This window comes from Nocardiopsis sp. NPDC058789, assembly GCF_042745575.1.
GTDB lineage: Bacteria > Actinomycetota > Actinomycetes > Streptosporangiales > Streptosporangiaceae > Nocardiopsis > Nocardiopsis eucommiae.
The window spans coordinates 272,588-293,876 of sequence record NZ_JBHYOW010000004.1; the positions used below are offsets into that span (position 1 = coordinate 272,588).

The 21,289-nt window shown below is 70.1% G+C and carries 19 protein-coding genes; 7 read left to right on the plus strand and 12 right to left on the minus strand.

Annotated features, from left to right (window positions below; translation table 11 throughout):
- Position 1 precedes the first annotated feature (1 nt).
- The gene (locus ACFW3L_RS07265; RefSeq protein ID WP_378737380.1) at positions 2-982 is read right to left on the minus strand and encodes an ABC transporter permease; all 981 of its coding nucleotides are present in this window, start codon (positions 980-982) and stop codon (positions 2-4) included.
- 609 nt (positions 983-1,591) lie between these two features.
- Positions 1,592-3,199 carry a family 2 glycosyl transferase gene (locus ACFW3L_RS07270; RefSeq protein ID WP_378737382.1) on the minus strand — a complete coding sequence of 536 codons (1,608 nt, stop codon included), beginning with the start codon at positions 3,197-3,199 and terminating at the stop codon, positions 1,592-1,594.
- Between the two features lie 540 nt (positions 3,200-3,739).
- Here ACFW3L_RS07270 and ACFW3L_RS07275 point away from each other — a divergent pair.
- Positions 3,740-4,294, plus strand: coding sequence for an ATP-binding protein (locus tag ACFW3L_RS07275; RefSeq protein WP_378737384.1), 555 nt, complete (start codon positions 3,740-3,742; stop codon positions 4,292-4,294).
- Between the two features lie 77 nt (positions 4,295-4,371).
- Here ACFW3L_RS07275 and ACFW3L_RS07280 read toward each other — a convergent pair whose 3' ends face one another.
- The 3 genes from ACFW3L_RS07280 to ACFW3L_RS07290 form a co-directional block, all read right to left on the minus strand.
- Positions 4,372-4,551: a hypothetical protein gene (locus tag ACFW3L_RS07280; protein ID WP_378737386.1), complete on the minus strand. Its 180-nt coding sequence runs from the start codon at positions 4,549-4,551 to the stop codon at positions 4,372-4,374.
- A 208-nt stretch (positions 4,552-4,759) separates the two neighbouring features.
- On the minus strand, positions 4,760-7,987 hold the full coding sequence (locus ACFW3L_RS07285) for an efflux RND transporter permease subunit (RefSeq protein ID WP_378737628.1): 3,228 nt from the start codon (positions 7,985-7,987) through the stop codon (positions 4,760-4,762).
- A gap of 557 nt (positions 7,988-8,544) precedes the next feature.
- The gene (locus ACFW3L_RS07290) at positions 8,545-8,895 is read right to left on the minus strand and encodes an ArsR/SmtB family transcription factor (RefSeq protein WP_378737388.1); all 351 of its coding nucleotides are present in this window, start codon (positions 8,893-8,895) and stop codon (positions 8,545-8,547) included.
- A 168-nt stretch (positions 8,896-9,063) separates the two neighbouring features.
- Between ACFW3L_RS07290 and ACFW3L_RS07295 the strand changes: the two genes are divergently transcribed.
- The 5 genes from ACFW3L_RS07295 to ACFW3L_RS07315 all read left to right on the plus strand — a co-directional run bounded on the left by ACFW3L_RS07295 (position 9,064) and on the right by ACFW3L_RS07315 (position 13,933).
- Positions 9,064-9,975 carry a cation diffusion facilitator family transporter gene (locus ACFW3L_RS07295; RefSeq protein ID WP_378737390.1) on the plus strand — a complete coding sequence of 304 codons (912 nt, stop codon included), beginning with the start codon at positions 9,064-9,066 and terminating at the stop codon, positions 9,973-9,975.
- A 282-nt stretch (positions 9,976-10,257) separates the two neighbouring features.
- Positions 10,258-11,547, plus strand: a complete 1,290-nt coding sequence (locus ACFW3L_RS07300; protein WP_378737630.1) for a TrkH family potassium uptake protein — start codon at positions 10,258-10,260, stop codon at positions 11,545-11,547.
- 40 nt (positions 11,548-11,587) lie between these two features.
- Positions 11,588-12,259 (plus strand): potassium channel family protein, encoded by a 672-nt coding sequence (locus ACFW3L_RS07305; RefSeq protein WP_378737392.1) that lies wholly within the window; start codon positions 11,588-11,590, stop codon positions 12,257-12,259.
- Positions 12,260-12,338: 79 nt separating this feature from the next.
- Positions 12,339-13,355: a metal ABC transporter substrate-binding protein gene (locus ACFW3L_RS07310; protein ID WP_378737394.1), complete on the plus strand. Its 1,017-nt coding sequence runs from the start codon at positions 12,339-12,341 to the stop codon at positions 13,353-13,355.
- Positions 13,356-13,699: 344 nt separating this feature from the next.
- On the plus strand, positions 13,700-13,933 hold the full coding sequence (locus ACFW3L_RS07315; RefSeq protein ID WP_378737396.1) for a DUF397 domain-containing protein: 234 nt from the start codon (positions 13,700-13,702) through the stop codon (positions 13,931-13,933).
- Positions 13,934-14,135: 202 nt separating this feature from the next.
- On the opposite strand, the gene ACFW3L_RS07320 is transcribed toward ACFW3L_RS07315, so the two are convergent.
- Together ACFW3L_RS07320 and ACFW3L_RS07325 are read right to left on the minus strand one after the other, a co-directional pair.
- Complete coding sequence (locus ACFW3L_RS07320) at positions 14,136-14,972, minus strand: helix-turn-helix domain-containing protein (RefSeq protein WP_378737632.1); 837 nt, start codon at positions 14,970-14,972, stop codon at positions 14,136-14,138.
- 266 nt (positions 14,973-15,238) lie between these two features.
- Positions 15,239-15,736 carry an ATP-binding protein gene (locus ACFW3L_RS07325; RefSeq protein ID WP_378737398.1) on the minus strand — a complete coding sequence of 166 codons (498 nt, stop codon included), beginning with the start codon at positions 15,734-15,736 and terminating at the stop codon, positions 15,239-15,241.
- 319 nt (positions 15,737-16,055) lie between these two features.
- On the opposite strand from ACFW3L_RS07325, the gene ACFW3L_RS07330 reads away from it, so the two are divergent.
- Positions 16,056-16,814 carry an SDR family oxidoreductase gene (locus ACFW3L_RS07330; protein ID WP_378737400.1) on the plus strand — a complete coding sequence of 253 codons (759 nt, stop codon included), beginning with the start codon at positions 16,056-16,058 and terminating at the stop codon, positions 16,812-16,814.
- 87 nt (positions 16,815-16,901) lie between these two features.
- Here ACFW3L_RS07330 and ACFW3L_RS07335 read toward each other — a convergent pair whose 3' ends face one another.
- The 5 genes from ACFW3L_RS07335 to ACFW3L_RS07355 form a co-directional block, all read right to left on the minus strand.
- The gene (locus ACFW3L_RS07335; protein WP_378737402.1) at positions 16,902-18,182 is read right to left on the minus strand and encodes a hemolysin family protein; all 1,281 of its coding nucleotides are present in this window, start codon (positions 18,180-18,182) and stop codon (positions 16,902-16,904) included.
- Between the two features lie 111 nt (positions 18,183-18,293).
- A complete protein-coding gene (locus ACFW3L_RS07340; RefSeq protein WP_378737404.1) occupies positions 18,294-19,244 on the minus strand; it encodes a serine hydrolase in 951 nt (316 codons plus the stop codon).
- 93 nt (positions 19,245-19,337) lie between these two features.
- Positions 19,338-19,961 carry an energy-coupling factor transporter transmembrane component T family protein gene (locus ACFW3L_RS07345; RefSeq protein WP_378737406.1) on the minus strand — a complete coding sequence of 208 codons (624 nt, stop codon included), beginning with the start codon at positions 19,959-19,961 and terminating at the stop codon, positions 19,338-19,340.
- On the minus strand, positions 19,958-20,647 hold the full coding sequence (locus ACFW3L_RS07350) for an energy-coupling factor ABC transporter ATP-binding protein (RefSeq protein ID WP_378737408.1): 690 nt from the start codon (positions 20,645-20,647) through the stop codon (positions 19,958-19,960). Before ACFW3L_RS07350 ends, ACFW3L_RS07345 begins: the two co-directional genes overlap by 4 nt.
- A complete protein-coding gene (locus ACFW3L_RS07355; RefSeq protein WP_378737410.1) occupies positions 20,647-21,270 on the minus strand; it encodes a biotin transporter BioY in 624 nt (207 codons plus the stop codon). Before ACFW3L_RS07355 ends, ACFW3L_RS07350 begins: the two co-directional genes overlap by 1 nt.
- Between the last annotated feature and the right edge of the window lie 19 nt (positions 21,271-21,289).

The following is a 21,289-nucleotide window of genomic DNA, read 5'->3' on the forward strand; positions in this document are numbered from 1 at the left end:
GTCACACCCGGACCCTCGGGTCGAGCCAGGCGTAGAGGATGTCCGAGAGGAACGACGCCGCCATGATGGTGACGGCCATGAACCAGGAGACCGCCGCGACCACGTGCACGTCCTGGCGCGCGATGGAGTCGATCAGCCAGGCGCCCATGCCGTGCCATCCGTAGATCTTCTCGGTGAAGGTCGACCCGGAGACGAGGGCGCCGAAGGTGAAGGTGAAGTAGGTGATGGTGGGGATCAGCGCGGTCCGGAGGGCGTGCTTGAACAGCGCCTTCCTTCGTGTGAGCCCCTTGGCCATCGCCGTGCGCACGAAGTCCGAGCCGAGCACGTCCAGCATCATGTTGCGCTGGTAGCGGGCGAAGGCGGCGAACAGGGCGAGGGCGAGAACGAGGGTCGGCAGGATCGCGTGGTGCACGCGGTTGAGGAGGGTCTCCCAGAGATTCCCCTGGAAGCCCGCCGAGTACTCGCCGACGTACTTGAGGAAGGTGAACCCGAGGCCGTCGTTGATCGCCACCGCGAGGACCTGGATGACGATCGCGATCACGACGGTGGGGATCGAGAGCACGAAGAAGGAGGCTCCGGTGGCCGCCTTGTCGAAGGCCCGGTACTGGCGCACGGCCGCGTAGGCGCCGATCGCGATTCCCAGGGCGCTTCCGAGGAGGGTGGCGACGGTGATGAGCCTCAGCGTGACCCCGGCCTTCAGCCACATCTGGGCGGTGACGTCACCGCCCTGGATGTTCTTTCCGAAGTCACCGGTGAGAACCCCGCTGATCCAGGTGACGTAGCGCTCGGCGAGCGGCGTCTGGTCGTTGAGGTTCAGTGAGTCCAGCTGGGTGTTGACGACCTCGGGCGGCGGCGGTGGCTGCATCTGCTCGAAGTAGACGCGCGGTTGAAGATTGGTGGCCGCGAGCAGGTACGCGAAACTCGTCGCGATGAAAATCAGCACGACGTAGTTCAGCAGCCGCCTGGCCAGGAACTTGCCCAAAACTATCTCCGAACCTCACAGCCGAGCCCGGCGCTTGACCTGTCTTGATCTGTTGCGAGTCGCCGGCACGGGGAGTGACACGGGTCGGGCAAGGTTCGTGCGCTCCGGCCGGTTAGCCCGGGTAAGCGCGCAAGCTCTGCCGACACCGCGGGGGTCACCCCCAGTGACTGCCGAAACACACTGGCATCCGGTTCACGGTCAGTGACCGGAATGTCAAGATTGTGGGGGACCACGAGACACTTGCTGGTAACCACCGCATCAAGAAAGGACAACGGTGGCAATGTGGGCAGCAAGTTCGCATGCAATTGTCAAGTCTGACACGCAAAGTAGCGGTTCAACTCCAGAGTGCCATGAATACCCCTTGAGCTGGGACTATGGAAGGCTGGAGCGCCGCATGCGTAAACGTCGTTTACAGAAAATCGCCCCTCCTCGACGATTCACCACGGTGACGGACGGCGTTTGCCGGATCCCGAGAAAGACCTTCCCCTCCCACCCTGGACGAGACCGGACCGCCAGGTCCGCATATTACCGTGAGTCACGAAAATCGTGATTTCCGGCAACCGGAGATCCCCCCGGAGGCGCGGAACGCGTCACCGTACGTAACACGCGTTAACACGGACTAAGCACCGCACCCGGTCCGGGCTTACGAACCGAGCCCTCCGGACCCTCTTCCACCTGCAACGATTCAAGTGATGAGGCCGACACCGGCGGACGGCAACGCGGTACCAACGGAGCCGGGGAACCGGAACGGACGACACCCCACCACGTGCCCAGTGAGCGCGCCGCGTCACCGGCGACGGCCAGGCCGGTCCACGCCAGGGGGCCCACCGGGGCCACACCGTGGTGACGCCGCCAGGAGAGCAGGTGCGGAAGGGTCAGCGCCGCGGCGGCCACCAGCGCTCGACGCCCCGGACGTCCGCGTCTCGGGGAACCGGCCCCGCGTGGGCCCCGGGCGGGCCCGCCGGCCGACCGCTCCCGCGACCAGAGCACCGCCCCGCCGACCGCCACCGCCGCCACCAGCGGCCAGTGCGCGGTCCGCGCGAACCGTGCCCCGGTCCGCGCCGTGTGGGCGAGGTCCACGACCACCGGCCGCACCGTGTCCTCCACCGGGACGCCGGAGCCCCGCGCGAGCCCCCGCGCGGTCACCACTCCCCCGAGGGCGCTCACGGCCAGGCCCGCCAGGGGACGACCGGACAGGGCCAGGCCCAGGCCGACCGCGCCGGACAGGGTCAGTTCGGGACCGGCGGCCCTCCGCCCGTGCCTCCGTGCCATCGGCCCGGCCACGGCACCGACCTCGAACCGGGAGCGCAGGTAGGAACGCAGATCCGTGCCCGGTGTGGCGCGCACCCGCGACCGGGGCTCGTACCGCACCGACCACCCCCGCGCGGCCAGAAGCCACAGCAGGTCGACGTCGGCCGCGGCTCCCAGGGAGGGGTCGGGGTCGAGCAGGCCCCGACGCACGAACAGTGCGGGGACGGGTTCCGGGGACGCCCCCGGGCCGTGGGTCGGAGCCGGAGCATGACGGCCGTGGCCCCAGGGCGGGATCGGCGCGGGGTCCGGCCCCCGATCGCTGTGGAGGGTGTTGAGGGAGGCGACGAGCATCCCCGGGGGACCGCTCCGTACGCGTTCGGACAGGACCCGGGGCACCACCGCGGCGACTCGGGGGTCCGCGAAGTGGGCGAGTGCCGTGGCGAGCCAGCCGGGAGCGGGTCGGGCACCGGCGTCGAGCAGGGCGACGACCGGGGCGTCGCAGACCCTGAGCGCGATCGCCCGGGCCCGGGCCCCGGTCAGGGGGCCGGGCACCACGTGCAGGCCCCGGGCCCCGGCCGCCCGCGCCCCCAGGCAGGTCGCTCCGACGACCACCGGCCTCAGGTCCGGGTGCTCGTACCGGAGCCGGTCCAGGGTCGCCTCCAGTCCGAGGTGGTCCCCGGCGCCGACCACGGCGACCTGCACACCGGGGACCGGGGTGCCGGAGGCGGGTCGGGGGTGGGCCAGTCCGGCCTCCAGCAGCGCCCGGGCGAGCCGACGCTCACCGTGGCGGTCGGGCGCGGCCCCGCTGAGCCAGCGGATGACCGAGCTGACGCCCTCGGGGGGAAGGCGCAGGGCACTGGGCGGTGAACCGCCGACGAGGACGTGGCCCTCGTCCGTGAGCCGGACGGCGCGGTCGATCTCGACGCCGAGGCCCACGGGCAGGGGATCGGGGATGGGCGAGGCCATGACTCCCACCCTCTCGGGTGATCCACGGCACGCGCAAGACCGAAGCAAGTAGCAAAATTCGGGAGGTCTTCACCAAATCGTTATTCACTCTTGAACCCGCGCAGGGGTACGCATCCCCGTCGATATTCGGTCCCCGTCGAGCCCACCCACTCGACCGGAACCCTCTTTGGGCAGCTCAGAGGGGGTTACCCTGTCCGGACCAGGTCGGCTGGGTCGTCAAGGAGGCACGGAGCGTATGCTGAGCGCGAGTAGGCCCTTCAGTGTCGTAGGGCACACCCCACCGCACACATGACCATCCGCCACGGCCGACCCCCGGCCACGCCACCGTCCCGTGTGAAGCCCCGCGGCTTCTCCCCCACCGCGCGCCGCCCTCGTGCCGTGTCCCCAACGGCACCGAGCCGTGTCCCTCCCTGCCCCCGGGGGCTTCTTCGCCCCGTGTCTGCACCCAGCGCCGTGACCCGTTCCGGGCATGGACGCGTCCAGGGCCAGGCGCCGTTTCGGCCCTGCCCGCGAACACACGTCCTCGGGGAGTGAACCCACTTGTGTGAGACCGCAGCCCCTCGTTCCGCGCCGACGCCACCGCTCCCTACGGCGTCGGCCCCCCTCCACCGTCCCCAACGCCCGGCCAGTCCCATGGAAGAGTCCAGCAGCGCCCCGCCCACCACCGAGTGCCGACACGTACGGCGGCGCTTCCCCGGCCTGCCCAGTCAGATCGCCTACGCGCGCAGGTTCGTCGCACGTCAGTTGGCGGTCTCGCCGGAGGTCACCACCGCGACGCTGTTGACCAGCGAACTCGCCACCAACGCCATCACGCACAGCGACTCGGGGCGTGCCACCGGGAAGTTCGAGGTGTGCGTGCGGCACGCGCCCGGATGGGCCCGGGTGGAGGTCCGCGACCTCGGCAGCACGACGGAGGCGCCCGCGCCCCAGCACCGGGACCCCTACGACACGGCCGAACACGGCCGGGGTCTGGATCTGGTGGAGGCGCTCGCCAGTAAGTGGGGGACCGAACCACGCCGCGACGGCCGGGGCCGCCAGGTGTGGTTCGAGTTGGTGTGGGACGGCGACGACCGGGGATCAGACCAGCCCCGGTAGAGGGGCCGACGCGGTCCGGAGCGGGGCGTTTCCGGTCGTGAGGTCCGTGCGTCGCCGTGCCGGGGACGTGTGCGGTCCTACTCCTCGGCCGTGGTCGGAGCGGCACCCTTGGGGTCCGCGGTGGTCGCACCGGTGTCCGTGGCGGGCAGCCGGTAGCGCTCGTAGAGTTCGCGCGCGTAGTCCTTGGCCTCCTGGGAGGGCTCGTCACCGAGTTCGTCGCGGACGAGGTCGTCCAGGCTCTTCTTCGAATCATCCATGTGAGGAAGCCTGCCTGGACTGCGCGGATAGCACAAATCGACATACCGGTGACACAGAGGAAGGGCCCTGGATCCCCTGATTCACAGGGCTTCCCGGTCCGTGGACGACTTCGGGCCCCACCCGCCCCCCGGTGCCTCCGGGGACACGGAGGAGGGTGCCCCGCACACGGCTCGTGCGGGACACCCTCCCGTGGTTCGGGCGCCGGAGCTAGCCTCCGGTGACCGTGTCCCGCTTCTCCGGGACCTCGCCCGCGTCGCCCTCGGTCGTCGAGCCGTCGTCGGCGGTCGGGGACTCGGCCCGGGCCCGGCGCTTGGCACGGCGCCGCTCCCGGCGGGCCGCCGCCCTGTCCTCACGGCGCTGACGGCGCACCTCCACCAGCTGGTAGAGGACCGGGACCAGGATCAGGGTGAGCAGGGTCGAGGTGACCAGGCCGCCGATCACCACGAGGGCGACCGGGGCGGACACGAAGGCGCCGCCGCCCGCCAGCCCCGTGGCCATCGGGACGAGCGCGGCGATGGTGCCGACCGCGGTCATCAGGATGGGGCGCAGGCGGTGCCGGGAGCCCTCGACGATGGCCTCGCTGAGGTCCATCCCCTTCTTCCGGTTCTGGTTGATCAGGTCCATCAGCACGATGGCGTTGGTGATCACGATGCCGATCAGCATCAGCATGCCGATCAGGGCCGCCGCGCCGATCGGGGTGCCGGTCAGCATCAGCAGACCCAGCGAACCGGTGGCGGCGAACGGGACCGAGACCAGCAGCATGAGCGGCTGCATCAGGCTCTTGAACGTCGCGACCATGATCAGGTAGCAGATGATGATCGCGGCGAGCAGCGCCAGACCCAGCTGGGCGAAGCCCTCCGTCTGGTCCTGGCTGACGCCGCCTAGGCTGGCGGTGGCGCCCGAGGGCAGGTCCATGCCGTCCAGCGCCTCAGTGATCGCGAGGCTGACCCCGCCGAGGTCGGAGGCGGTGGGGTTGGCCGACACCGTGGTGCTGGTGACGCCGTCGATGCGGGTGAGCTCCGGCGGCTGCTCGACCTCGGAGACCTCGGCCACGTCGGCGAGCTCGATCTCCTGCCCGGTGGGCGTGACGATCGGCAGCTCCCTGAGCTCGGCCACGGTGCCCGGCGCGTCCTGGACCAGGACGACGACGTCGCGGCGGATGTGCTCGATGGTGGCGTCACCGACGTCGCGGCCGTTGAAGGCAGCGGAGACGGTCTGGCCGACCATGGTCTCGTCGAGACCGTACTCGGCGGCCTCCTCGCCGTCGACGTGCACCTCCAGCGCGGGCTGCGACTCGGAGATGCCGCTGGTGACGTCGTCCGCGCCGTCGATGCCGCGCAGTTCGTCCTCGATCATCCCGGCCGCCTCGACCAGGGTGTCCTGGTCCTCGGCGGTCACGCGGACCTCGATACCGGAGCCGCCCATACCGCCCGTGGAGTCCAGGCGCGGCTCGTACTCGGTGTCGAGTCCGGCGAAGGTGTCCCGCAGGACGTCGCGGTTGCGGATCTGGTCGGTGTCGGGGTCGGCGGTGATCGTGTAGTCGATCTGGTCGGCGGCACCGCCGCCCATCATCGGGTTGCCTCCGACGTTGACCTGGTAGGTCTCGATCCAGGCCATCCCGGCCAGGGCTTGCTCGACCTTGACGGCCTCGGCGTCGGCGGCCTCCAGGGACATGCCCGGTTCGAGCTCCTGGATGACCGTGTAGGTGTTCTCCTCGGCCTCGCCCAGCCAGTCCGTCTCGGAGTTCGCGGCCAGCACGGCGGTACCGGCGAAGATCGCCACCGAGGCGGCGAGCGTGACCACCGTGGCGGTCCTGCGCTTGGTGGTGATCCACCGGATGAGCGGCAGGTAGGCGCGCTGGAGCGGGGTGCGCCTCTCACGCTCGTGGGCCGCGCGCTGGATCTCCTCGCGGGTGGCGTCCCCGACCTCGGCGGGCCGCAGGAACCAGTAGCACAGGACCGGTGTGATGGTCAGGGCCACGAGCAGGGAGCCGGCCAGGGCCAGGCTGCTGGTGACCGCGAAGGGCATGAAGATCTCGCCGACCATGCCGCCGACGAACGCCAGCGGGAGGAACACGGCGATGGTGGCGAAGGACGAGGAGGCCACGGCGGTGGCGACCTCACGGACACCGTCCTTGACGGCGGTCATCCGTTCCTTGCCGTAGTCCATGTGTCTGCGGATGTTCTCCAGCACCACGATGGAGTCGTCCACCACCCGGCCGATCGCGATGGTGATCGCGGCGAGGGTGAGCATGTTCAGGGTGAACCCGAACGCCTGCATGCCGACGAAGGCCGCCAGGACCGACACCGGGATGGACACCGCCACCACGAGCGTGGAGCGGATGGACAGCATGAAGACCAGGATCACGATGACCGAGGCGACCAGGCCGTAGGCCCCGGCCTCGAACATGTCGGTGATCGAGTCGTTGATGAAGGGCGCCTGGTCGAAGACGACGCTCAGGGAGATGTCGTCACCGAGCAGGTCGGACTGTTCGTCGAGGACCTTCTGGACCCCGTCGGAGATCTCGACGGTGTTGCCGTCCGGCGTCGCCATGACCATGAGCGCGACGCTGGGGTTGCCGTCCAGACGGGCGATGGAGGAGGACTCCTCCGTCACCATCTCGACGTCGGCCACCTCGGAGAGCTGCACCGGGGAGGGCGCGGGGGCGGGCGGGGCGCCGGGCATGGCGCTCGACGGGTCCGCGCCCTGGGAGGGCCGGATCCACACGTCCTCGATGTCGTCGAGGCTGGTGAGCTGGTCACCGGTGGTGACGCTCAGGCTGCGGCCGTCCTCGTCGATGCTGCCGCCCGCCATGAGCAGGCCGCTGGCCTCCAGCCCGTCGGCCAGGTCCTGGGTGGTGATCCCGGCGTCGGAGAGCTCGTCCTCGTCCGGGGTGACCTCGACGCGCTGGTCGGGAACGCCGGAGAGGCTGGCCGAGCGGACGCCGGGGACCGACTCCAGCTCGGGGATGAGCACGTTCTCGATGGAGGAGGCCATCGACTGCTCGTCGCCGTTCTCGGTGCTGGCGGCCAGCATCATCACCGGCATCATGTCCATGCTCAGGGCCATGACGGAGGTGGAGGCGTCGTCGGGGAGCATGCCGGAGATCTGGTCGACGGCGACCTGGGTCTCGCGGACCAGGGCGTCCTGGTCACGGCCGTAGTCGAACTCCGCCATGATCTGCGCGGACCCGGTGGTGGAGGTCGAGGTGATGGTGTCGACCCCCTCCACTCCCTGGAGGGCCTGTTCGAGGGGTTCGGTGAGCTGTCCCTCGACCACCTGCGGGGTGGCGCCCTGGTACTGGGCGGAGACCATCACCATCGGCAGTGACATCTCGGGGAAGAGCTCACGCTTGGCCGACATCGCGGCGAGGACGCCGAAGAGCAGGACGGCCAGGGTGATGAGAAGGACCAGCGCCCGGTTGCCGAGCGACATGACCGAAAGCCGGTTCACGGGTTCGTCCCTTCCACCGGGTGGGCGGTGCCCCGGGTGTGGGGGTGCTCCGCGCCGAGGGCCGTTGGGGCCTGTCTGGACATGAGAGGTGCTCGCTCCTAGCTCGCCGTGTGTGGGACGGCCGGACCCGGGTGTGCCGCGTTCGCTCGTCGAGCGCGCGCTCACCGGTGCGGTCTCGGTGCCGATCCGCGAGGACGTGGGTGTGGGGGATGCGGGGTGTTCGTCCGCCTGGTACGAGGCCCGCGAGGGGCTGCGCATCCGCCGGGCGCACCACTCACCATACGTCGCGTTATATCGGAAGTTGGGCGGAACGAGGGAGGTTCAGGGATCTCTCAGGGACATGTCAGCCTTCTGTCAGGGTCCCACCCGACCAAAGTTAGGGACATCATCAGAAAGTCGGAGGTCCCCCGCCCCGAAGTGGGTCTTCGCGCACTCCGAACTCACGCACCCCTGTAACGGACATCACACGGGACGTTCTGGCCCTCCGAAACCCCCCGGAGGCGACTCGTGCCCGGCACCCGACGGCGCGGCGCGGTGACTCAGACGACCGGCGCCTGTTCCCCTGGTTCTCCCTGGGAGTCCAGGGCCGCGTGGGGCTGCGTGGTGCCCCAGACGACGCCGAGGAGGTCCTCCAGCGCGTGAGCCAGGGACGCGTCGACGAGCTCGTAGCTGACCTGGCGACCGCGCGCCTGGGTCCGCACGAGTCCGCAGTCCCGGAGGCAGGCGAGGTGGTTGGAGACGTTCTGCCTGGTGAGGCCCAACCGGTCCGCCAGTCCGGCGGGGTAGTCGGCGCCCTCCAGCAGCGCCAGGAGGAGGCGGCAGCGGGTGGGGTCGGACAGGGCGCGGCCGAGACGCTGGATCGCGGAGAGGCGCTGCTCGGAGGTCAACATGAAAGTCATTGTACATCGTTTGCTGTATAGACAGCCCTCGCTGTATAAACAGTGAAGGCTGAACTGTTTGGCCGGGACACCCGGGACCGCCCCAGCAGGCGGCCCCACCGCAGCGGACCACCGCGAGGCGTGGCGACGCCACCGCTCGCCGAACCGAGGAGGCAACCCATGGGCGCGGGACACGACCACGGGCCGATCACCGCCGGAGCCGCCAACAGCAGGAGACTGGCACTGGTCCTCGGGCTGATGCTCGTCGTCGCCGTCGTCCAGGTCACCGGCGCCACCTTCAGTGGCAGCCTCGCCCTGCTCGCGGACGCCGGACACACCGTCACCGACTCCTTCGGGGTCGCCCTGGCCCTGGCCGCCGTGTGGATCGCCGCGCGCCCCGCGACGAGCAAACGGACCTTCGGGTTCCAACGCGCCGAGATCCTCGCCGCCGCCGTCAACGCGATCGTGCTGTTCGCCCTGTGCGCGTTCATCGTGGTGGAGGCGGTCGACCGGCTCCGCGACCCCGCCGAGGTGTCCGGGCTCGGCATGGTGGTGGTCGCCGCCTTCGGCCTGGTCATGAACATCGTCGCGATGCTCGTCCTGCGCTCGGGGGCCAAGGAGAGCCTCAACGTCAAGGGCGCCTACCTGGAGGTCATGAGCGACGCCCTGGCCTCGGTCGGCGTGATCGTGGGCGGCCTGATCGTGTGGCTCACCGGCTGGCAGCAGGCGGACACCCTGGTCTCGCTCGGCATCGCGGCGATCATCGTGCCCCGAGCGTGGGCCCTGCTCAAGGAGGCCGTCCACGTCCTGCTGGAGGCCACCCCCAAGGGCATGGACCTGAGCGAGGTCCGCGAGCACCTCATGAACCACCCGGCCGTCATCGACGTCCACGACCTGCACGCGTGGACCATCACCTCCGGGGTCCCCGTGATGTCCGCGCACGTGGTGGTCGCGGAGGACGACCTGCGGGACTCCGGCAGGATGCTCGACGAGCTGCACGAGTGCCTGACCGGACACTTCGACGTCGAGCACTCCACCCTCCAGCTGGAGCCGCCGGGCCACGCCGACCACGAGGGCGCCCGGCACCCCTGAGGTCTCCCGCGGCACACGGTGGGGCGACGTGCCCGGAGCGGGGGGCTTTGGCAGTATTGTTCGGGTCCCCGAGCAAGGAGTGCCCGTGTCACTCAGCGCCGATCGCCAGGCACGTCGGCGGTGAACCCACCGCCCGCGCACCGCCCTCCCAGGGCGCTGCGTCAGTTCGTACGCGGCGTGTTCTCGATGTGGGGGGCGGCGCGGAACCGGACCCCCGCGTCGGAGTGGCGTGCCCCACGCGAGTCCCGCGTCTGGCTCAAGCCCGCCCGCGTCTTCCTGCTGATGTTCGTGACCGTCGACCTCGTCGGCGCCGCCTTCCTCAGCACCCCGTGGGCCACCACGGACGGCCGGGGACTCCCCTTCGAGCAGGCCCTGTTCACCGCGACCTCCGCGCTCTCGGTGTGCGGCCTCAGCGTCGTCTCGATCGGTGACGACCTGAGCGGGTTCGGCCAGGGCGTGGTGCTGGCGCTGATGCAGGCGGGCGGCATGGGCATCATGACCCTGGCCTCGCTGCTGGGCACCGCCGTGATCCACCGGTTCGGGCTGCGCATGCAGCTGAACGTGCAGGCCGAGGTGCGCACGCTGTGGGTCGGTGACGTGCGCGGCCTGGTGAGTCGGGTCCTGACCATCTTCCTGGTCTGCCAGGGGATCACCTTCCTCCTGATCACCCCGCGCATGTGGCTCGGCTACGACCTCACCTTCGGCCAGGCGGTCTACTCCGGGTTCTTCCACGCCATCTCGTCGTTCAACAACGCCGGGCTGTCCCTCTACCCCGACAGCTTCATCCGGTTCTCCGGAGACGCGTTCGTGCTCCTCCCCATCGCGCTCTCCTCGATGCTCGGCGGCATCGGCTTCCCCGTGCTGCTGGAACTGCGCCGCCAGCTGCGCACCCCGCGCCGCTGGACCCTGCACACCAAGCTCACCGTCACCGCCACCAGCCTGCTGTTCGTCGCGGGAGCGGTGCTGGTCACCATCATGGAGTGGAACAACCCCGCCACCCTCGGCCAACTGCACTGGTGGGCCAGACTCACCGACGGCTTCTTCGCCGGGGTGATGCCGCGCAGCGGCGGCCTCAACTCCGTGCCCACCGGCGAGATGCAGGACTCCACGCTGCTGCTGACCGTCATGCTGATGTTCGTCGGCAACGGGAGCGCGGGGACGGCGGGCGGCATCAAGGTCGCCACCCTCGCCGTCATCTTCCTGGTGGTGCTGGCGGAGGTCCGCGCCCACGACCGCGTGCACGTCTTCGGCCGCCAGCTTCCCTACGACGTGATCCGCCAGGCCCTGAGCCTGGTGTTCCTGTCCGCGACCGTGGTCGCCGTCAGTACCGTACTCATGCTGTACGCCACCCGGTTCACCCTCATGCAGGTCCTGTTCGAGGTGGTGTCCGCCTTCGGCGTGGTGGGGCTGTCCACTGGGATCACACCCGAGCTCGCGCCGTGGAACCAGTACCTGATGGCGGTGCTCATGGTCGCCGGGCGGATCGGGCCCGTCACCTTCGTGACGGCCCTGGCCTTCCGGGACCGGCACCGCCGCTACGAGCTCGCCGAGGCCCGGCCGATCATCGGTTGAGCGGCGGCCGCACACAGCACTTCCTCGGAGGAGAGGGCACATGCCACATCGAGACAGACCCGACGACAAACGCGTGCTCGTGATCGGCCTCGGCCGGTTCGGGAGCTCGCTCGCGCTGGAACTGGTCAACCGCGGCTGGGAAGTACTCGGTCTGGACTCCAACCCCCGTCTGGTGCAGACCTACGCCGACGCGCTCACCCACACGGTGGTCGCCGACGTCACGGACGAGGAGGCGTTGAAGCAGATCGGCGCGGCGCAGTACGCGCGGGCCGTGGTGGCGATCGGCAGCCACCTGGAGGAGAGCATCCTGGCCACCTCGCTCCTGGTGGACATGGGCGTGCCCTCGATCTGGGCGAAGGCGACCAACCGCAGGCACGGGCGCATCCTGGAGCAGGTCGGTGCCGACCACGTGGTGCTGCCCGAGCACGACATGGGCGAGCGTGTGGCCCACCTCCTGTCCGGGCGGATGCTGGACTACGTGGTGCTGGACGCGGGCTTCGCGCTGGGCAAGACCCGGGCGCCGAGGTCGCTCCTGGGTCGGACCCTGCGTGAGACACGGGTGCGCCAGCAGTACGGGATCACCGTGGTCTCGGTGAAACGAGTGGGCGCCTCCTTCACCTACGCGACCCAGGAGACCGTCCTGCACAAGGGCGACGTGATCGTGGTGGCGGGGCGCACCGACGACGTGGAGCGGTTCGCGGAGTCCACCTGAGCCGGGTTCGGGCAGGTCGGGAGGGTCTCGACATTGCAGACAAATTGACAACCGTTTTCATTTTCCCGATGATGGGTCCATGAGAACTCCCATCGCGCGAGCCGCCGCCCTCGGCGCCACCACACTCCTGATCGCCACCGGGTGCGGAACCGACGGAGGCGGGAGCGGAGGGGACGAGACCTCCCCCGCCGACGCGGACCTGACCGTCGTCACCGGGGTGTACCCCCTGGAGTGGCTGGCGCAGGAGATCGGCGGTGACGGCGTCGCCGTCGTCCAGCTCACCGAACCGGGCACCGAACCCCACGACCTGGAGCTGACCGGTCGGCAGATCGGCGAGGTCAGCGAGGCCGACATCGCCTTCTACGTCGAGGGCCTCCAGCCCGCCGTGGACGAGGCGATCGGGCAGGAGGCGAAGGAGTCCGCGCTCAACGTGGCCGACGTCGTCGAGCTCCGCCCCGCCGGCGGCGAGGAGGAGCACGCGGAGGACGACCACGGCCACGACCACGGGCACGACCACGGGCACGACCACGACGAGGAGGACGGGCACACCGAGGACGACGGCCACGACCACGGTGACCTCGACCCGCACTTCTGGCTGGACGTGGAGCTCATGAAGGAGACCGCCGAGGCCCTGGCCCAGCGCATGGGCGAGGTCGACCCCGAGGGCGCCGACCGCTACCAGGAGGGCGCCGAGCGCGTCGTCAGTGAGCTCTCCACCCTCGGTGAGGCCTACCAGACCGGCCTCGCCACCTGCGAGCACCGCGAGGTGGTGGTCGGCCACACCGCCTTCACGTACCTGACCGAGCAGTACGACCTGGAGCAGATCGGGGTCAGCGGCGTGGACCCCGACAACGAGCCCTCCCCCGCACAGATCGCGGCGATCACCGACGTCGTCCGGGAGCGGGACATCACGACCATCTTCACCGAGCCGCTGATGCCCGCCGCCACCGCCGACACCATCGCGGCCGAGACCGGCGCCCGGGTGGAGGTGCTCGATCCGCTGGAGGGCGTGACCGACCGGTCGCCCGGCGACGACTACCCGTCGATCATGCTCGGCAACCTGGACGCGCTGACCGCTGCGCTCTCCTGCGAGTGAGTTCCGGAGGGTGAGCACACCCCCGAACCAGGCCCCGTCGGATGACCGACGGGGCCTTTTGCTACCACAGGGCATTCCAGCCGGAGGGTCCTTTCCAACAACGGTTCCTCGATCGTCACAAAACAGGCCAGATCTGCCAGTAAAACTACTCTGACCTGGGACGGAAGGGGGTTGGAGGGGTTTCCGAAACGCATCTCGATTACATGGCGCTTACATCCTCACAAACGCGCGGACAAGTGGCGATGGTCACGCTATGCTCGGAAGAGTGTCAGTGCTTTTGCACGTGCATCTGGCAGTGCATCCGCACGCACTCCCCCTCAGAGAGACCAAGGAGCTAGACGAACATGACCGCACACAACGGCATCCGCGCGACCGAGCTGATCGAGGCCTCCTGGCAGAAGGCCAAGCGCAGCAACTCACAGGGCGCCTGCGTGGAGATGGCCCGCCTCACCGACGGTTCGATCGCCATGCGCAACTCGCGCTTCCCGACCGGACCGGCCCTGGTCTACACCCAGGAGGAGATCGACTGCCTCATCCTGGGCGCCAAGGACGGCGACTTCGACAACCTGCTCAGCTAGGACGTGTTCCGCCGCACCTGATCGGCGCGCCCCGGGGCGGTGCGTCAACCACGGCCTGGTTCGCCTCACCCTTGCTCTCTCCCAGGCCGCAGGGGCTCCATGAACACCGAAGGGCTCCGTCCGGCGTGGACGGAGCCCTTCACACGTGTGCGGACCGGTCAGGCGGGGCGCCTCCGGTCGGGGGACGGCTGTGGTCCCGGGGTCAGTTGCCTTCGAGGTCCTTCAACATGTCCTTGAGCAGGGAGAGGGTCTCGTCGGGAGTGGCCGCGGAGACGCTGAGCCGGGTCATGGCCTTGGTGTAGGCCTCCACCGTGGCGGGCTTGTCGATGACCTCGCCGTCGGTGAGCTGTTCGAGGTAGACGATGTCGGAGAGCTCGAACTCGGAGTAGCGCAGCAGCGTGAAGGAACCGGCCTCCGCGGCGTGCGCGCCCACCTCGAAGGGGATGATCTGGAGGGTGACGTTCTCGTGGTTCTCACAGAGGTGGATCAGGTGACGGAGCTGGCCGGCCATGATCTCCGGCCCGCGCTCCCGGCCCCCGATGGGACGGCGCACGGCCGCCTCGTCGAGGATGATCCACATCTTCTTCCCGGCTTCCAGGTGCTTCTGTCTGGTGAGTCTGGCCTGGATGCGCTGCTCGGTCACCATGTCCGTGTCCACGCCACCCGAGATGATCTCGCGGGCGTACTCCTCGGTCTGGAGCAGGCCGGGAACGAACTGTGACTCGTAGATCCTGATCTGGTCGGCGGCCTCCTCGAAGCCCACGTAGCGGATGAACCACTTGTGGAGGGCGTCGCCGTACTCCTTCCACCAACCGGGCTTGTTGGATTCGGCGGCCAGTTCGCGGAATTGCTTGAGCAGCTTCCGGTCTGTGACGCCGTACAACTTCAGGAGGTCCTCGATATCACGGGTCTTGAATCCGACCCGGCCGAGTTCCATGCGGCTGATCTTGGAGGCGGAGGCGCGAATCTTCTCGCCAGCGGCCTCTCGTGTGAGACCGCTGCGCTCCCGATGCTTCCTCAGCTGGTGCCCGAGGAGCATGCGACGCACGGTGGGTCCACTCCCCTGACGCAATTGAGCGATATCCACCTTCGCCGCCTCTCTGTCATTCTCCGAACAAGGGTATCGGGTCGACCGAACCCCTTTGCCGCGCGGTCCGGACACTACACGTACACGATATAGCCCGTACCCCGCGGCACCCACGGATCCGGTCCCGTCGACCCCTCCGAGACGACGGACCGCTGGGTGGGCCCCCTCCGGGGCCAGCCAAGCGGCCGGTGCCCGGGAAGGGGGCCCATGTCATCGACTCACACGAATTGCGCCCAAACGAACTTTCCGCCGGGCGGCGTGGGAATCACTCCCCACTCTCGCGCGAAAGCGCTCACCAGGGCAAGCCCTCTGCCCCCCTCCATGCTCGGCTCCGCTTCCCTTCTGCGGGGCAAGCGATCTCCGCCGTCACGAACGGCACAGATGAATTCTCCGCCGCTGCGCATGAGGGACAGCTGAATACCGGCTTCGCCCTGCCTGGTCAAGGCCAGGGGACCACCGTGGCGTACCGCATTGGTGACCAATTCGGAAACAACCACCGCCACATCACCGGACAAGTACTCCATCCGCCATTCGAGGAGCAGAGCCGCGGAAATCTCCCGGGCGGCCGCGACCGCCCGGGGACGGGGCTCGAAGGTCCACGTGACGGCGTCGTGCCGGTCACCGCAGACCGGGGTGTTCCAACGGCGCGAGCCGTGGGTCAGGACCCTGAGCCACCAGGCGCCGGTCGGCTTCGCCACCGCCTCCGCACACTCCATGCCCCTCAACTCCTCACTGACGCTTCGCGCGCCGGGCCGCCGACGAAAGGGAGGGCCCGTGCCGGTGCACGACCCGAATGCACGTGCATCTCGGTGTTGCAGGCAATCGTAGGCCACGCCCCGACAAAGTGCAGGCAAACGCGGACACGAACCCGAAAGGATTACCGGCACGCAGGTGGGAGGTATGGAACAGCTGTCGCGGAAGCGTTACCTGAGCGTTTCGCAAGTGCGGCGCAACCACCACCCGGGCACGTACCGACCGGTAGGCATGCGGATAGGATTCCTCCGCGCCCAGCACACGAATTACGGAGGTAACACCATGTCCCCAACGCCTCGTGTGGCGATCGTGACCGGCGCGGCCCGCGGCATCGGCGCCGCGACCGCCGAGCGTCTGGCCCGTGAGGGCCGCGCCGTGGCTGTCCTGGACCTCGGGGAGGCCGACGCCCAGCGGGTCGCGGACCGGATCACGGAGGCCGGAGGCACGGCCGTCGCGGTGGGCTGCGACGTCTCCGACGAGGACCAGGTCTCCACGGCGGTGGACACCGTCGCCGAACGGCTCGGCCCGCCCGCGATCCTGGTCAACAACGCGGGCGTGCTCCGCGACAACCTGCTGTTCAGGATGTCGGCCGACGACTGGGACACCGTGCTCGGCGTCCACCTGCGCGGATCATTCCTGATGAGCCGGGCCGCCCAGGCGCACATGACCTCGGCCGGGTGGGGCCGGATCGTCAACCTGTCCAGCTCGTCCGCCCTGGGCAACCGGGGCCAGGCCAACTACTCGGCGGCCAAGGCCGGGCTCCAGGGATTCACCAAGACCCTCGCCATCGAGCTGGGCAAGTTCGGCGTCACCTGCAACGCGGTCGCCCCCGGCTTCGTCGAGACCGCGATGACCCGGGCCACCGCCGAGCGGATCGGTATCGACTACGACGACATGAAGGCCTTCAAGTCGGCCGAGATCCCGGTCCAGCGGGTCGGCTACCCGGAGGACATCGCCAACGCCGTCGCCTTCTTCACCGGAGAGGACGCCGGTTTCGTGTCCGGTCAGGTCCTCTACGTGGCGGGCGGCCCCCTCGACTGACCGGGCCCCCGGACGGTGCCGTCGAGCGCCGAAGGGCTCCGTGATCCGGTGGCCGGTTCCGGCCACCGGATCACGGGGCGCGGGAGCTCAGGAGGACGTGCCGTCCGGCTTCGGCCGCACCAGCACCTCGGTGATCGTGCGCCCGTTGGTCTCCGCCACCTCGGCCGTCCAGCCGCCGAAGTCGACCCGCTCCCCCGGCGTCCGCGGGATGTGCTCCAACACGGACAGGATCAGCCCGGCCACGGTGACGTAGTCGCCCTCCGGCGGGTCCGGCAGGTCCAGGTCGAGGTCGGACAGGTCGTGGACCGGGTAGGTGCCCGGCAGCGACATCGACCCGTCCTCGTGCCGCCGGACCACACGGACGTCGGTGTCGGTCTCGTCGTAGATCTCCCCGACGATCTCCTCCAACAGGTCCTCCAGGCTGACGATCCCCTCGATCCAGCCCATCTCGTTGACCACCACGGCGAGCTGCGCGCGTTGCTCCGTCATGCGCTCCAGGGCCAGGGACACCACCAGCGAGTCGGGGAGCAGCATCGGCTCCCGCGCGACCTCCCGAACGGTTCCGGACCCCCGCACGAGGTCGGACCAGTGCACCACGCCGAGGACCTCGTCCAGGTCTCCCTCGGCCACCACCGGCGCCCTGGAGTGACCGTGCTCCGCGAGCATCCGCAGTGCCTCGTCGGGCGGTGTCCCGGCCGGGATGACGAACACCTCCCCGCGCGGCACCACCACCTGGCGCAGCCGCCGGTCGTCGATCTCGAAGGCGCCCGCGATGATGGTGCGCTGCTCCTGGGTGATGTCGCGCTGGGAGGCGAGCATGTCCCGCAGCTCCTCCTCCGAGATCTCCTCCCGGGACGCCGACGGGTCACCGCCGGTCAGCCTCACCAACAGGTCGGTGGACGCGCTCAGCAGCCACACGACCGGACGGGACAGCGTCGCCATCAGGTCCAGGGGGCGGGAGACGACGAGCGCCCAGGTCTCGGCGCGCTGCATCGCGACGCGTTTGGGGGCGAGCTCTCCCAGGACGAGCGTCACGAACGTGAGGACGACCGTGACGAGGACCACCGACACCGGGGCCGCGGCCGCGCCGAGGAAGCCCAGGGGTTCCACGAGCGGACGTGCCAGGGACACGGCGGCGGTCGCGGACGCGAGGAACCCGGCGAGGGTGATGCCGATCTGGATGGTGGCGAGGTAGCGGTTGGGGTCCCCGGCCAGGCGGGCCACGGCCCTGCCGCCCGCCCCGCGCTCGGCCAACTGCTTGACCTGTCCCTCGCGCAGGGTGATCAGGGCGATCTCGCTGCCCGCGAACAGTGCGTTGACCAGGACGAGGGCCAGAACCACCCCGAGCTGCGCCCCGTAGCTGTCCATGTTCCGCCGTCTCCCCAGTGGTGGACCCGTGGATCGTGACCCTTCGTCCCCTCAGCCTCGCACAACGTGCTGATCGGCACTCCGCCACGCACCGGGGCACCCCCGCTTTGCTCAGGACGGCGGGAGGGCGCGTGCCGCCAGGACGTGGTGGTCGTGCGGTGCGGGGCGCCCCTCGATGGCACCGGTGACCTCGGTGACCAGCTTCTCCACGAGGTCGACACCCGAGGCGTGGTCGGGGTGGCCCTCGGACAGGACCGCCACGAGGTACTCGCGGTCGGGGCCGCCGACGTGCCCGACGCTGTTGATGATCCACGGTCCGTCGGGCTCGCGCGGCGTCCAGCCGTTCTTGACCCCCACGGTGTCCCCGGGGGCGGCGGCAGCGGACACGCCCCAGGCCTGCTCCGGAGCGACCTCGGCCATGAGCGCGCGGACGAGGGCGCGGTCGTCCTCGGAGAGCGGCCCCTCGTCCGTGTACAGGGCGCGCAGCAGGCGGATCTGGTCGGCGGCGGTGGTCGTCGTGGCGCCCCAGCTCCCCCCGGGGTGGGGTTCGGTGGCGGTGAACCCCAGTCGGTCCGCGTGGCGGCGGAACCCGTCGGTGAAGCCCAGCCGGGCGTAGAGGTCGTCGACGACGGTGTTGTCGCTGTACCTGATCATGCGTTCGGCCCGCTCGCGTTCGCTGGCGGTGAGCGCGCGGTCCTCCTCCTCGGCACTCATGAGGAGCATGGTGAGGACGGTCAGCTTGGCCACGCTCGCCGTGGGGAACGGCCGCTCCGCCCCGTGGCTGAAGGTCGTGCCGGTCCGCAGGTCCTGGACCGCGATCCCGAACTCCGCCGTGTGCTCGGCGTCGAGGACCTCCACACGAGCGGTCAGGGCGGCCCGTTCCCCCGGGGGCAGGGCCGTGCCGCCCCGTGCGGTGGCCACGGGAGGGGCGGGCGTGTGGACGGCCCGCGCGGCCTCGGGGACCGCGTCGAGCGCGGGGTACGCCCCGGGCAGGGACACGGCCACCAGCAGGGCGACGAGGACGGCCGTGGGCCGCCACTCGGTGGGGGAACGCCTGGTCACGCGATCACCGGCTCTGCGCCGTGGGAACTGGTGCCGGACATTATCCCCGGACGACCGGCACGAATCACCCGTCGGATACCGAATCGGTACGGATCAGTCCACGCGCACGCGGGTGTCCTCGTCGATCCCCCGGGCCACCAGCGCCTCACCGGTGGCGTCGGCCATCCGGAGCAGCTGGACGATCACCGGCACGACCAGCAGATGGGGCCGCCCGGACAGGCCCCGCGCCCGGTAGCCCTCCCGGGCGGCGCGCCAGGCGGAGGCGACCATCGGGATGGACCGAACGGTCAGGGCGAGCACCAGCGCGACGCGGTCGGGGTTGACCCCCACGTGGCGCAGCGGACGGGCGAGGCGTTCGAAGAGGTCCAGCATCTCGCGGACCCGGGTCGTGAGGGTGACGGCGTTGGCCAGCAGCACGAGCGACGCGAGCTGGGCGCACAGCCGCAGCCCCTCCTCCCAGGCCCCGAACAGTGCCTGGAACGCCCCGATGGCCAGCAGGAACGGCCACAGTGCCCGCAGGACCCCCAGGGCCCGGCGCGGGTGCAGCCCGACCAGCGGGTACGCGAGCAGGCTCGCGACGAGCGCGCCCAGGGACACCCACGGGTCGGCGGCGGCCACGAGGGCGACGCCGACCACCAGCAGACCCAGGAGTTTGGGTCCGGCGGAGACCCGGTGCAGGGGCCCGGTGCCCGCCACGTACAGCCCGATGGCACTCACGCGCCGTCCGCCTGGTCCATGAGCTTGGTGTAGAAGGACACGGCGTCGTCGGGTGCGCCGTCGAAGGCCACCCGGCCCTCGGCCATGACCAGGACGCGGTCGAAGTCGGGGAGCAGGTCCAGGTCGTGGGTGAACAGGACGACCCGCTGGTCGAGCCCGGCCAGCGTGCGGTGCACCATGCGGGTGTTGCGCAGGTCGAGCAGGGTGGTTGGTTCGTCGCAGACGAGGATCTCGGGACCGGTCACCAGCACCGAGGCCAGCGCGAGGAGCTGCTTCTGGCCGCCGGAGAGCAGGTGTCCGGGGTGGTCGCGGTGGTCGCTGAGCCCGTAGCGCTCCAGGACCTCGTCCACACGGCGGGCGGTCTCCTCGCGACCCAGTCTCAGGGAGCGCAGCCCGATCTCCACGTCCTCGGCCACCGTCGGCATGATGATCTGGTTGGCGGCGTCGGAGAAGACGAAGCCGACCCTGCGCCGGACCTGCTTCGCGTGCCGTCGGGTGTCCCACTCCCCGAGCGAGACCCGGCCCGTGTCCGGCAGTACCAGACCGTTCAGCGTGCGGGCCAGGGTGGACTTGCCCGAGCCGTTGGCCCCGATCACGCCGATCCGGTGCTCGGCGAGGTCGAGGGTGACGTCCCGCAGCACCGTGCGGCCGTCGTAGGCGTGGGAGACCCCTGCGAGGCGGAGCATCAGTCGTTCTCCTGGGCGACCCGGTCGTCGATGACCGGTCGGCCCGCCGGGGGGATGGGGTAGGCGCGGAAGACGGCGCTGGCGATCGCGGCGGTGACGACGGCCTTGACGACGTCGCCCGGGAGGAAGGCCGTCATGGACAGGGCCCCGGCGAGGACGCCGTCCCCGAGGACCACCGCCATCCAGGGGACGCCGATGGCGTAGATGACGACGACCCCGCCCAGCAGGTTGATGAGCAGCCCCCGCCAGAAGCCGTACTTCCCGCGCGCCACCATGAGGTCCGTGAGGAGGCCGATGACGAGGGCGGCGAAGATCCAGCTCACGATGAACCCGGCCGAGGGCCCGGCCAGGACGGCGAGGCCGCCGCGCCCGCCCGCGAAGAGGGGAAGCCCGGCCAGGCCGAGGGCCAGGAAGGCGGCGATCGCCAGACTGCCGCGCTTCCACCCGAGGAGGCTGGGGGCGAGCATGATGCCCAGGGTCTGGAGGGTGATCGGCACCGGCCCGATGGGGATGGCGACGGTGACGCTGAGCGCGGCGATCAGCGCGGCGAACACGGCGACGAGTGCGAGGTCGCGCGCGGTGAGGCCCCGGTAGCGGACGTGGGCCGTCACGGTGGTGGGCATGCGTGGTCCCCTTCGGGGA